This window comes from Nocardia sp. CA-151230 (genome assembly GCF_050942175.1).
Classification (GTDB): Bacteria; Actinomycetota; Actinomycetes; order Mycobacteriales; family Mycobacteriaceae; genus Nocardia.
In genome coordinates this window covers 4027667-4039830 of sequence record NZ_CP192061.1, presented here as the reverse complement: position 1 = coordinate 4039830, position 12164 = coordinate 4027667, and the positions used below count along the sequence as shown (strand labels likewise).

General features: G+C 69.6%; 5 protein-coding genes and 1 pseudogene. 4 read left to right on the top strand and 2 right to left on the bottom strand.

What is annotated here, in order from left to right:
- The first annotated feature begins 560 nt into the window (after positions 1-560).
- From ACQP1O_RS18880 to ACQP1O_RS18865, 4 genes are all read left to right on the top strand, one after another.
- Positions 561-3878, top strand: a complete 3318-nt coding sequence (locus tag ACQP1O_RS18880; protein ID WP_433567059.1) for a protein kinase domain-containing protein — start codon at positions 561-563, stop codon at positions 3876-3878.
- Positions 3879-4179: 301 nt separating this feature from the next.
- The gene (locus ACQP1O_RS18875) at positions 4180-4680 is read left to right on the top strand and encodes a nucleoside deaminase (protein WP_433567058.1); all 501 of its coding nucleotides are present in this window, start codon (positions 4180-4182) and stop codon (positions 4678-4680) included.
- A gap of 122 nt (positions 4681-4802) precedes the next feature.
- Entirely contained in the window at positions 4803-5336 is a 534-nt protein-coding gene (locus tag ACQP1O_RS18870) for a DUF4822 domain-containing protein (RefSeq protein WP_433567057.1), read from the top strand.
- A 378-nt stretch (positions 5337-5714) separates the two neighbouring features.
- On the top strand, positions 5715-6908 hold the full coding sequence (locus ACQP1O_RS18865) for an amidohydrolase family protein (RefSeq protein ID WP_433567056.1): 1194 nt from the start codon (positions 5715-5717) through the stop codon (positions 6906-6908).
- A 456-nt stretch (positions 6909-7364) separates the two neighbouring features.
- Here the strand turns inward: ACQP1O_RS18865 and ACQP1O_RS18860 are convergent.
- Together ACQP1O_RS18860 and ACQP1O_RS18855 are read right to left on the bottom strand one after the other, a co-directional pair.
- Positions 7365-7508 (bottom strand): annotated as a pseudogene (locus ACQP1O_RS18860) (IS5/IS1182 family transposase); the annotation flags it as partial.
- Positions 7509-7582: 74 nt separating this feature from the next.
- Positions 7583-12106, bottom strand: coding sequence for an HAD-IC family P-type ATPase (locus tag ACQP1O_RS18855; protein WP_433567055.1), 4524 nt, complete (start codon positions 12104-12106; stop codon positions 7583-7585).
- Positions 12107-12164: the final 58 nt, after the last annotated feature.

Below are 12164 nucleotides of genomic sequence, written 5' to 3'. Positions count from 1 at the left end.
CGACTGAGATATTCACCGACTCCGGTCGCGCCGCCGCAGTCTCCGCGAAGCCACGGACGCATCTGTTCGTTCACGCCGGAGATGCGGCCGGCAGCGCGGCAAATCCCGCACGAGTCGGCACCAACCACCAAGGGCGACATGCGATTCAGGAGTCTGGATGCCGGCCCGCCACGACAGGCTACGGGCAGCTGCCAGTACCACGAGCCGCCGTGGCCCAGGCAATCCGCTGGCACCGCTGAACGATTTTCCGTCACCTTGTAGACGCGCTTGGACGCGACCGTGACGATCACGCATTCGGAGAAGTAATGCGCGACGGCGACATTCAAGATGATCGTCGGTCATCACACGCTCGGTTCCTGGATCGACCACCACCGGCGGCGGCACCGGCGAACCGCTTGTTCCCGCCGTCACCATCCGGAGGTTCCGCGCCCCGTCCGACGGAGAGGGAGTCCTTCGGCGACTGCACTTGAGGTCTTCGCCGCTTTCCATGGGGCGAAAAGGCGAGGTGGCAACGATTAACTGCGCGATATCCTGAGCACGTCAGGAAGCAGGACCGGCGCATGGTCGACATCGACCCCTTCGAAACTCAGCGCGACGCGGTCTGTGAGATCACGGCGGAGCTGGCAGTGGCCGGATTCACCGACGCCCAGCAGATCGGGCGCGGCGGGTTCGGCCTGGTATATCGCTGCACCCAAGAGGCGTTGGACCGGACGGTGGCGATCAAGGTGCTCACCGCGAACCTCGAGGAGGACAACCGCGAGCGGTTCGTCCGCGAGCAACAGGCGATGGGCCGGCTGACCGGGCACCCGAACATCGTCGAGGTGCTGCAGGTGGGCATGACGGCGTCCGGTCGGCCGTATCTGGTGATGCCCTATTACCCGCAGGATTCCCTCGACGCCCGGATCCGTCGTCACGGTCCGCTGTCGGCGGACGAGACACTGCGGGTGGGGGTGAGGATCGCCGGGGCGCTCGAGACCGCGCATCGGCTCGGCATCCTGCACCGAGACGTCAAACCCAGCAACATCCTGATCACCGACTACGGTGAGCCGGCACTGGCCGATTTCGGTATCGCCCACATCCCCGAGGGGTTCCACACCGCTACCGGCTTGGTCACCGGTTCGCCGGCGTTCACCGCGCCGGAGGTCCTGGCGGGTGAGGCACCCACCCCCGCCGCGGACGTCTACGGACTCGGCGCCACCTTGTTCGCCGCGCTGACCGGGCACGCAGCGTTCGAGCGGCGCAGCGGCGAGCAGGTGGTTGCCCAATTCGTGCGGATCACCACCGCGCCGGCACCGGATCTGCGCGAGCACGGCATCGACGACGGCATCTCGACGGTGATCGCACATGCCATGGCTCGCACTCCCGGGGAGCGGCCCTGCGCCGAGGCGTTGGGCGAGCAGTTGCAAGCACTGCAAGCCGGGCGCGGATCGTCGGTCGACGAGATGGCGGTGCGCGCCGACGCGGGTGCCGAGCGGCAGGAGAGCACCCCGGTTCCGTTGACTCCTGTGGCCACCGGCCGCTCGCCGGCCCGGCAGACCGTGCCGTTCGCTTCGCCGGTCAGCGCAGGGTCCTTTCCTCTCGAGCTGACGAGCTTCGTCGGCCGCCGCACCGAATTGACCGAGGCCAAGACCCGGCTGGCGAGTTCCCGGCTGGTTACCTTGGCCGGGATCGGCGGGGTCGGCAAGACTCGACTGGCGTCGCGGGTCGCGACCGATGCACAGCGCAATTTCCCGGACGGGGTGTGGCTGGTCCATCTCGCGGAGGTGCACGACGATGCCCTGCTGCCGGGAGTGATCGCCACCGCCGTGGGGTTGCGCCCGCAAGGCAAGCTGGTGCTCGACATGCTGATCGACTACCTGGCTTCGCGACAGTCGCTGCTGGTGCTCGACAATTGCGAACACATCGTGGACGCGGCTGCGAAGGTTGTCGAAACTCTGCTGCGGGAGTGCCCGACGTTGCGGATCCTCAGCACCAGCCGCGAGCCCCTGCGCATCGGCGGGGAAACGGTGATACACGTGCGGCCGCTGTCGGTTCCCGATCCGGATCAGCCGCCGTCGCTGCGGAGGGCGGCCCGCTACGACGCGGTCACCCTGTTCGTCGAACGCGCTGCCGCCGCCGTGCCCGGCTTCGCGCTCACCGAGGACAACCTCGCCACCGTGACCGAAATCTGCCGCGGGCTCGACGGGCTGCCGTTGGCGATCGAATTGGCCGCGGCCCGGCTGCGGACACTGTCACCCGAACAGATCCTGCAGCGGCTCACCGACCGGTATGCGCTGCTGACCCGCGGCAGCCGCAGCGCACCGGACCGCCAGCAGACCCTGCAGCGGTGCATCGACTGGAGCTACTCCCTGTGCACCGCAGCCGAACAACAGCTGTGGGCACAGCTGTCGGTGTTCGCCGGCACCGTCGAACTGGACGCTGCCGAACAGGTGTGCCGAAACGACCTCGGAGCGCAGCTGCTCGACATCCTCACCGCCCTGGTCGACAAGTCCATCCTGAACCGTGAGGAATCGGGGTCGGTGGTGCGGTTCCGGCTGCTCGAGACGGTGCGCCAGTATGGCCGCGACAAGCTCGAGCAGACCGGCCGGTACACCGACCTGCGGCGTCGGCACCGGGCCTGGTACCGGCAGTTCGCCGAGCGCGCCGAGGCCGACTGGATCAGCCCCCGCCAGCTGTATTGGATCGCCCGCCTAGACCGCGAGCAACCGAATCTGCGCGAGGCGTTGGATTTCTGCCTGACCGATACCGAGGCGGAACCCGACGCCGCGCTGTCGTTCGCGGCGGCCCTGCAGCCGTTCTGGATCGCCCGAGGCCAGCACAGTGAGGCGCGGTACTGGCTCGACCGCGCCCTCGCCGACGGGTCGACGACCGCGACGGCGCTGCGCGCCAAGGCGCTGTGGCGCGCCAACCTGGTGGCCATCGGCCAGGACGATCGCGTCGCGGTGTCCGCGCGGGCCGTGCAGGCGCAGGCACTCGCCGCAACGACCGACAACCCGATCGTGCACGCGTTCGCAGATCTCGGCCAAGCTTTTCACGCACTCAGCAGCGGCGACCCGCCGCGCGCCCGCGCCGCGGCGGAAGCCGCCCTGGTGTGGTTCGCTGCGCACAGGGACGTCTATGGACAGATCTGGGCCCTGTTCGCGCTCGGATGGGTGTGCATATTCCGGCAGGACAGCGCAGCAGGCCTCGCGTACTACGAGCAGGCCCTCGCGATCACCGAATCCCACGGCGAATCGTTTCATCGGTCGGCTGCCCTGTGGGGAGCAGCGGTTGCCGCGTGGCAGCAGGGCGATAGCGAGCGGGCGCTGCTGCTGCTGCGGCAATCGATGCAGATGACCAGGCACCAGAAAGACCTGTTCATGGTCGCGCAGACCATGGAAACACTGGCATGGATCGCGCAAGCGCAGGGCGGCGCGCGGCGCGCCGCGGTGTTGCTGGGCGCCGCGAAGGCTCTGTCTCGAGCGATCAGCGCTTCCGCGATGATCTTTCCGGACCTGGTGGCCTACCACGAGAACTGCGAGCGAGCCGCGCGTCGCACGCTCGGCCGGGGACCCTTCGAGACCGCCTACCGCGAAGGCGCCACGCTGGATCTCGACGCCGCGATCGACTTCGCCCTCGGAGAGCAACCAACGGCCACAGCTCCCGGTCGGGGCCCTTCGGCGGAGCTGACCCGCCGGGAGCAGCAGGTCGCCACCCTCGTCGCCGAGGGCCTGACCAACAGGGCCATCGCCACCCGCCTGCACATCTCCCAGCGCACCGCTGCCGCACACGTCGAACACATCCTGACCAAACTCGGATTCACCTCGCGCGTCCAGATTGCCGCCTGGGTCGCCGAACAGAGCCGACCCGCACACAGTTCAGGGCCCGAGCCGCTGTAGACGGGTTGGGAGTCGGCCGCGTCGAGACCGGTTCTGCATCCGGTGCCGCTGTGCCCACCGCTGCCCGGACGAATCGTGGCGTTGTTGCGGCGCAGCACCGCTACCCGTCCGACGCAGCCCGCGCGTTCGCCGGAATCGTCCACACGGTCGCCGATGTCCACCAATAACCATTGCTCCTGTCTATCGCTTCCATGGAAAGCAAGTATTGGACTCTATAGCTGGAGCTGGTGCACCCTGGGATCAGGGCAAGTACCGCCTCACCGAACCGTTCCGACGGTGAGGTCAATTCGGAAGGACCGCAATGGACTTCGCACAGCACACCATCGATCTGGCGCGCCGCAACGTCGAAGAAGGCGGGCGCCCCTTCGCCACGGTCATCGTCAAAGACGGCAAGATCCTGGCCGAGAGCCCCAACCGGGTCGCCCAGACCAACGATCCCACCGCCCACGCCGAAATCCTCGCCATCCGCGAGGCCTGCACCGCGCTGGGCACCGAACATCTGACCGGGACCACCATCTACATCCTGGCGCTGCCCTGCCCGATGTGTCTGGGTGCGCTCTACTACTGCTCGCCCGACGAGGTCGTCTTCCTGACCACGCGCGAAGCGTACGAGCCGCACTACGTCGACGATCGAAAGTACTTCGAGTTCAACACCTTCTACGACGAGTTCGGCAAGCCGTGGGACCAGCGCCGCCTGCCCATGCGTCACGAATCCCGCAGCGACGCCGTCGACGTCTACCGCCTCTGGCAACAGCGCAACAACGGCGAAAGGCGCGTGGCCGGCGCACCCACCGCGCACTGATCGGCACCTCACCGCGGCAGCACGCTTGCCGCGAGCGGCGCGCCTCCGGCACCGGAATTCTCCCGACGTTCCCCGAACACACATCCCGTGACCAACATCCCGTGACCGATAGGACAAAACACATGAAGAAAGTCACCTCCCTCGTCGCAGCGCTGGCCGCGGTCGGCGTGCTGGCCGCGTGCAGCAGCAACGACAACTCGAGCTCTGCGGTGGACTCGACATCCGCCCCGACGTCCTCGATGATCGCCGCGACCTCGGCGGCGGTGGCCCCGGGTTCGCCGTCGGCGGTGCTGGCCTCCACTGCGTGGGAGACCACGTCCGCGAAGGACGCCCAGGGCATATCGGTGCCGCTCACCGATGGCAACGTCAAGAACTACGTCGGCTTCGCCTACTTCGAGACCGACGGCACCTTCACCATGGTCAACCTCGACAACACGCCGAAGATGCACGGTGACTGGTCGGTCTCGCCCGACGGCAAGACTCGCACCATCGTCCCGAAAAACGATGCCGGACAAGAACAATTCCGCCGGGACGTCGACATCGTCACCCTCACCGACAAGGAATTCACCTACCGCGTGTACGCCGATGCCGCCAACAAGGCCGTGTACTACGACATCATCCACACGCCCACGACGCATCCGGAACCGACCAGATAGAACCCGAGCCGTCGGCAGGTCGCCGGCCTGTCGACGCATCGACCCGGGGCGTGGCACCGAATTCGAGTGGTCACCTTCTCGAGCCTATGCCGAACAGCCGCCACGGCCGCCCTCCGGATCCGGATCCCACCAATGCCGTTGACAGGCGTTCACCGCCGCCGCGTTCAGCGCAGTCGTTCTCGCCACCTCGGGCGCGGACCCGTCGATCCGGAATGGATCCGGCCGTACCGCACTCGACAACGCACAGCGACGCGGTCAATCTCTCGTCGTGTAGATCCTGCGAGCACCAGAACCCGAAAGGCCCCCGGTCGTTGGAGGCATGGTGATGCTGCGGCCAGAGCTTTCGCATTTCATCACGAGACTTCGAGGAGAGATCCCATGGTCAGCGCACACCCCACAACCCCCGACCGGTTGGTCGACGCGCGCCTGCCCGACGGACGCAGGGTCGATATGGTCCTGCGCGACGGGCGGATCGCCGCCGTCGAGCCGCATCGGTCCGACGCGGATGCGCACGGCGACACCGTGATCCGATGCGGCGGTGCGCTGGTACTACCCGCGTTGGTCGAGGGCCATTGTCATCTCGACAAGACCTTCCTCGGCGCACCGTGGCAGCCGCATCTCTCGGCCGGATCGCTGCGGGAGCGCATCGCCCACGAGAAGGTGTTGCGTGAGCAGATCGGCGTGCCGGTCGCCGAGCGGGCCACCGCGCTGGCCGAGCGCATGGTGTCCCTCGGTACCGGCTACGCCCGCTCCCACGTCGATATCGACCCCGAGACGAAGCTGTCCGGATTACACGCGCTGCTGGAAGTCCGTGCGGCCCTGCGTGATCGGATCGGCATCCAGTTGGTCGCCTTCCCGCAGAGCGGGATCCTCACCGCGCCCGGGGTGGCCGACCTGCTCGACGCCGCGCTCGCCGACGGAGCCGACCTGATCGGCGGCCTGGACCCGGCCGGATTCGACGCGGACGTCGACGGCCACCTCGACGTCGTCTTCGGCCTGGCCGACCGGCACGGCGCCGGAATCGACATCCACCTGCACGACGGTGGCACGCTCGGCACCAGCCAGTTGCGCGCCATCGCCGACCGCACCCGGGCGCTGGGCCTGGGCGGAAAGGTCACCGTCAGCCACGCCTACGCGCTGGGCCAGGTCGACGGCGGCGAACTCGACCGAACCGCGGCCGCGCTCGCCACAGCAGGAGTCGCGATCATGACCAACGGTCCGGCCGGAACCATGCCGCCCGTGCTGCCACTGCGCGACCATGGAGTGAGCGTGTTCGCCGGATCGGACAACATCCGCGACGCCTGGTGGCCCTACGGCACCGGCGACATGCTCGAACGGGCCACCATCATCGGCCTCAACGGCGGCCTGATGTCCGACGACGACCTCACCCTCGCCGCCGCCATGATCACCGACTCCGCCGCCACTGCACTCGGACTCACCGACTACGGCCTGCACCTGGGCAGCCGCGCCGACCTGGTGGTCGTGGCCGCGACCGGAGTCCCCGAGGCCGTCGCCTCGCACCCGGAACGACTCTGGGTGCTGCACGGCGGCCGCGTCGTCGCCGCCGCATAACCCCCGATTCGACTGCGGAGGTGGGTTGCGCGAGATCCTTGTGGTGCGGCGCGCGGCGCAGTGCGCGCCGTCACGGCCATCGCCAATGCCTATCCATGACAACGGAGAACCGGTTCCCCCACACTCACCTGCCGGAATTGCCGCGACCGCACATGTCGCCCCAAGTCCTGTGCGCCACAACCGGATTCGATCGGCACAACCGAGCACCTGGCACACAGGTCATTGCTGCGACGAGGCGCGGCCGGAGTTGCCGGAGACATGTCATACGAACAGGTCGTGTTCGCGCATCACCGTCCGCCTGCGCCGCTGCGGAATCCCGTTGCTGCACAGCTCAATTCGGCGCACCACCGTGAACACGACGCCAGACCCGCGGACCTGGCGAGCTGCTGGCCGGTAGAGACAACATCTGCTCAACCGCGCCACCGGACAGCGGGCCGGGGGGCCGATCGCCGGTCGCGACCAGTCGATCAACCCATGGCTGCCCAGCTCGTCGAGCACCGCACAACGTAGACGCCGCCACAGCCCCGCCTCGGTCCAGTCGGTGAAGCGGCGATGCGCGGTGGGCACGGTGACCACGAACGACGGCGGCAGCATCCGCCACAGCACCGTCGGCCACATCCGTACGGCACCGCCACGACCTCGACCGACTCATATCCGATTGGATGGTTTGCCGATCACGCCGACGGCGGATCCAGCGGGTCAACTACCGGTCGCGATTCCAGCATCGGGTTCAGGCGTGGTCCGAGTGCGGCAACGCCCATTGCGGTGGCGACGCCGGCCCAGGCGAGCGGGCCGAGCGGGGTGCAGCCGAAGAACTGGCTGACCAGCGGTGTCTCGATCAGTGCGACCAGGACGGCGGCCGAGCCGATGACGGTGATCAGGACGAGCGGGCTGTGCCGTCGTCCGGCCACGGTCTGGATGAGCTGGGCGCCGACGACCCCGCACAGGGCCATCGTGCTGGTGCGCCGCGCAGTGCCCGGGGTGAGGGTTCCGATCAGCCAGGCCGTGGTCGCGGCGAGTGTCGTGGTGATGCCGCGGCGGCGGATTTGACGGGTCAGGGGGTCGCCGAGCTCCGCGACGCCGATGCGGCCGCTGTCGACGGTGTGGTTCTCCTGGGTTGTCTCGTCCCGCGGGGTCACCGAGAGGGCCATGGCCGGGAACATGTCGGTCAGCAGGTTGACCAGCAGGATCTGGCGGGTGGACAGCGGCGACGCGCCGGACAGCAGTGTGCCCAGCACGGAGAAGCCGATCTCGCCGGCGTTGCCGCCGATCAGCACGCTGATCGCGTCCGCGACGCTGCGCCACAGTGCTCGTCCCTCGGCGACGGCGTCGATCAGCACGGTCAGCTCATCGCCGGCGATCACCAGGTCGGCCGCGTTGCGCGCCGCCGCCGAGCCGTGGACGGCGATGCCGACTCCGATGTCGGCGGTGCGGATGGCGGCGGCGTCGTTGGCGCCGTCGCCGACCATGGCCACCACGCGCCCGGCTGCCCGCAGGCCCTCGATCACGTGGACCTTCTGCTCGGGTGCGACGCGGGCCACCACGTCGCTGTTGCGCAGCAGACACGCCCGGCCGGCCCGGTCCTGGGCAGCCAGCTCGTCGCCGGTGACCACCGTGACATCGTCGGGCCAGCCGAGCTGGACCGCGACAGCGCGAGCCGTCTGCGGGTGGTCGCCGGTCAGCATGACGGGCCGGATGCCGCCCCGGCGCAGGTCGGTCACCAGCGGTGCGGAGCTGGAGCGCGGGGTGTCGGCCAGGGCGAGGAAGCCGAGCAGGTCCAGCTCGGCCAGTGGTCGTGCGAGCACATCGTCGGCCTCGTTGTCGCGAGCCAGCCGGCGGCCGGCGACAGCCAGCACCCGCAGGCCGCTGCCGGCCAGGGACTGTGCTTCCGCGTCGCCGGTGGTCTCTGTACAGGCGGGCAGGATGACCTCGGGCGCGCCCTTCGCCAGCAGCATCCGGGTGCCCGTCGCATCGGTCGCGACGGCGGCGGCGTATCCCCGGCTGGCTTCGAAGGGCTGGACCTCCACGGGCGTCCATGGTGATCCGGGCGGGGTTGCGGCGAGGATCGCCTCGTCGGTGGAATGGGCGTGGATGCCCGCCTCGTGGTCGGGGGTGCGGCACGACAGCGCGGCGGCGTGGAGCAGCGGGGCCGCGTCCGCGGAGTCGGCTGGGTGCTCGATCCCGTCCGGGGTGGCCAGGCGCACCACGTGCAGGCGGTTCTCGGTGAGAGTGCCGGTCTTGTCGAAGCAGATGGTGTCCATCCGGCCGAGCGCCTCGAGGGCGCGCGGGGTGCGGACCAGGATGCCGATCCGGCTGAGGCGTCGGGTCGCGGCCAGTTGCGCGACGGTCGCGACCAGCGGCAGGCCCTCGGGGACGGCCGCCACCGCGACGGCCAGCCCGCCGCGGACGGCTTCTCGAACCGGCCGACCGCGCAGCAGCGACAAGCCGGTCACGGCTGCGCCGCCGAGCAGGGTGAACGGAAGCATGGCGGTGGTCAGCTCGTGCAGCCGGGCCTGCACACCGGGCGCCGGTGGGGTGTGGGAGGCCAGATGCGCCGCCCTGCCGGTCTCGGTGTCGGCGCCGGTTCCCACCACGACCGCGCGGCCGTGGCCGGCGACCACCGTGGTGCCCTGATACGCCATGCAGTGGCGGTCGGCCACCGGTACCTGCGGTGTGGCGTCCACCTGCTTGGGAGTGGGCAGCGACTCCCCGGTCAGCGAGGACTCGTCGACCTCCAACTCCTCCGCCGCCAGCAGTCGGGCATCGGCCGGTACCACGTCGCCGGTGTAGAGCTCGATCACCTCACCGAGAGCCAACTTCGCAGCTTCGACCGTGCTGGTTTCGCCCTGGCCGAAGTCGGCCACTCTGCGAGCTTGTCGACGCTGCTCGCGCTTCAGCCCGGACAGCGCCCGCTCGACCCGGAACCGCTGCACCCCGCCGACCAGGGCGGTCACCCCCACAGCGCCGAGCACCATCAGCGCGTCCACAGTGGACCCCAACATGGCCGAGGCCGCCGCGCCGACGAGCAGCAACGGTGTGAGCGGATCGTTCAGTTCGGACCGGATCGCGCTGACCAGGCCGATGGTCAGGCGCGCCGGAGTGAAGACCGGCAGACGCACGACCAAGCGGGCAATGTTGCGTGCGTCAGCCAGCGCGTCGGACTCGGTGGTACGGACGACTCGCAACCGGGCCAGCGCCTCCTGCGGCTGCAGCGAGTGCCACGGTATCCGCGGCGGCGGGTGCGGTGCGCGGTCGGTACTGACCTGTAGGGCCGAGCGCCAACCCGAGACCAGGGAAGCGGCAGCGGCAGCGTTGATCGGACCGAGCCGAACGCCGAGCGGGAAGGTGATGCGTTCGGAGCGGATACCCCGGGTCACGACCATCAGCCCCGCGAGCGCGGCGCCCGCCTCGGCGAAGATCCGGGTGTGGTTTCCGACCCTGCGCGCGGCGGGGATCGCCGCCAGGATGCGCCACGCCCCGGTGAGGCCGTGCAGCAGCAGGACGTCGGCACCCCACACGACCGCGCTGTGCTCATCGGTGAGCGAGACGGCGATGTCGCTGCGCATCAACCCTGCCAGCACATCGCGGCCCTCCGAGCCCAGTTGCTGTTCGCTCACCGCCTCGCCGGCGGGCACATTGGCCACCGTCAGAACTACCCGCCCCCTGCGCTGCAGCTCCCCCACCACCTCGGCCAACGGCCGTTCGGCGCCCACGAGTTCGTCGGCCAGCGCGCCGAAGTCGCCGAGGCTGCCGTCGTCCTGAACCACGACGTGCAGTCCGGCCCGGCGGGCCGCGTCCAGCGCGGCCTCGGCCAGCGGGTCGATCTCCCAGCCGACCAGGACCGAGCCGATGTTTCTGCCCCGCTCGGACGCGATCATCAGCCCGGTCTCGGCGGCGGGGCTCTGGTCGGGTACCGGTCGCAGGTCCAGTTCCCCACCCGAGATCAGCGCCGCCGTCGCGGTCTGCCACAGCCGGTCATGACTCCAGTCCGACACGTTCGTGTTGACATCGAGCACCGTCCGGCGGGTGGTTCGCAGAGCCTGCGGGTGCAGCACCACCGTATCGACCAACTCCAGCTGCCTGAGCCGGTCGAGGTTGCGCACCAGGACGCCTTCGCGGGCCAGTTCGGTGCACAACGTGGCGGCGAAGACCGCCGGGCCGTAACGAGCAGCCTTCGGGTTCCCGGCCAGCAGCGCCTCCGCCGCCTCCTGCACATCGCCGGTGAACAGCAGCGTTCCGGCCGCACCGAACGCAGCCGCGGTGACCGCCTGCTCCCGGAACCGTTCGCCCGGGTACCGCCGCAGCGGCGGGCGGGCGTTCTGCCCGGCGGCCAGGCTCAGTCGCCCCGGCGCACAGACCGTGTCGTGCGCAGCGTCGAAGGCAGCAGCGCGGGCAACGGCTTCGGCCAACTGGCTCGCCCGCAGCGCGGCGTCCAGGGCCAAGGCGATGGGCGACTGCCCGATGGCCAGTGCTGCGGCATTGACCGCGGCCAACAGCAGATCGGTCGCGGAGCGTCCCAGACGGCGACGCAGCATTCTCCGTATGCGCGGATCCTCGCGTAGCAGCGTCGCCCCGGCCGTGACCAGAGGCGGCGCGCTCCCCAGCCGCACCGTCCGGGCGGCCAGCGCGGTGGTGACGCCCACCGCGTCGCAGGCCAACGCGAGCGCCCCGGAGCGGATACCTCCGGTGTGGCCGGGATGGGCGGGCTCGAGAACATCCTCGTCCGGACGTTCCAGTTTCTGCCCGGCCGCCAGCTCGGTCGCGCGATCGACCACCCGCTCGGTGACCGCGTCCTGTGTCATCTGTACGACCAGCCGGGCCAGCCCGCCGTCCCAGTACGCGGCGAGGACGTCCGGGCGTTTGGTCAGGCCGGCGGCCACCCGTCTGGCCGCCGTCTCCATGCTCCGTACTGTCGTGCCCGCAGCCGGCCGCAACGGCAGCTGCACCCGTGATCCGGCCTGCCAATACCCCCGACCCGGCGTCGCCGCGTTCAATCCGACCCGGCCCACACGCACAGCTGTCCCCCACACCGCAGCCTCTGCGCGCACAGCGGTGCCCACGCCGATATTCACCGCACCGGCGGCCACTCGGATCGGGGCAGATGCCGTCGGCACAACCCGGCGCAACATTCCGGTCGACGCCGCCAGCGCGAGGTCGAACCCCACCGCGGGCAGCCTGATCAGCAGACCTTGAACCATCGCTCAACCCGACGACGCAGGCTTGGATGCAGCCGGAGAGGGTAGTTGCCTGTTCTCG